A 1,374-nucleotide genomic window follows, 5' to 3' on the forward strand; every position below is an offset into this window, starting at 1 on the left:
AAAGTTATAATTAATTAAATAATTTTGTACTTTATCAATTTACTTATTGTTTAAATATTCAATTTTCATTTTTTAATAAGTTCAAATTTATTGTCAACAGCATTTTATTTTAAATAAAAGTAACTTTTTATAATATTTTATAATGTTATTTATAATGTAAATAGGTAGTTATGAAAACTGATGAACAAAAAAATTATATTTATTTCTTACGAAAAGAAGGATGGAGCTATACAAGAATATCAGAAAAAGTAAAGATATCTAGGAATTGCGTCATTGGTATATGTCGAAGACGAATGGTAACGAAGTCATTAAAGAGAGGACCGAAATGTAAATTAAATGCGGCTTATAAGTTAAGGTTGAAGAGGCAGATATGCAACCTGAGGGATAATGGTGCAAAGGTTAATTGTAACAAATTAATAAAATCATGCAACATTCCAGTTTCCCGATTCACTATTTCACGTTACCTTAAAGAAGAAGGTTTGAAATACAAAAAAATAAGGAAAACCCTACCATTAAATCCATTGGACAAGGCTAAGCGATGTGATTTGGCGAAGAAGTGGTTGGCAGAAAATCATGTATGGGAACGAACAATGTTCTCAGATGAAAAGTGGTTCTCCATTGATGGACCAGATGACTGGAGGACATATACCAAAAAAACTGATTTCATTTATCGTCCCAGGCACCAGAAAAAAGGTGGTGGAATTATGGTATGGGCCATGGTTCTCCCAAATGGTCTCTTATCCTACAAAATATTAAATAGAGACTTCAACAGTGCTGCATACCTTTACCTACTTCAGCGAACTGTTGTGCCAATATGTAACTTGAATTATGTCAATAATTTCTGGTTCCAACAAGATAATTCGAGAATTCATACGGCGAAGATAGTAAAAGAATGGATGACTGTTTCGCAATTTCATGTGATATCATGGCCTGCTCGATCTCCAGACTTGAACATAATGGAGAATGTCTGGAAAATGTTGGAAGACGTCATCTATGACAGGTCGCCACTCACGTCTCGAGATGATTTAACCGAAGAAATAAGGAAAGCGTTCCTGTTAATAAATACCAACAAACGAGATGTTATTATAAATCTTTATAAGACTTTTAGAGGCCGCCTAGTCAAGGTGCTTGTAAATAATGGTAATGAAATAAATAAATAGTTTTGTGTCGTTCTTTTTTTACCTATTGACAATAATTATGCACATCTGAAAAATAAAATTTTTGAAATAAAATTCTAATAATAAATATTTTAATTAACATATGTTGAAAATCATTATTTAACATATTTTGCGAAAAAATTTTTTAAAAAAAAATTGTTACATTGATAAAAATTGACATTTTTACTGTTGACAAAAAATTTGCTCATCAGTATAT

1 protein-coding gene is annotated in these 1,374 nt (G+C 30.5%); it reads left to right on the top strand.

Features of this window, described 5'->3' with window-relative positions; genetic code table 11:
• The first annotated feature begins 170 nt into the window (after window positions 1-170).
• Window positions 171-1,160, top strand: coding sequence for a transposase (locus ACAX61_RS19490; protein WP_370716198.1), 990 nt, complete (start codon window positions 171-173; stop codon window positions 1,158-1,160).
• The last annotated feature ends 214 nt before the right edge of the window (window positions 1,161-1,374 follow it).

The sequence above is a fragment of the Sphingomonas sp. IW22 genome, from assembly GCF_041321155.1.
Taxonomy (GTDB): domain Bacteria; phylum Pseudomonadota; class Alphaproteobacteria; order Sphingomonadales; family Sphingomonadaceae; genus Sphingomonas.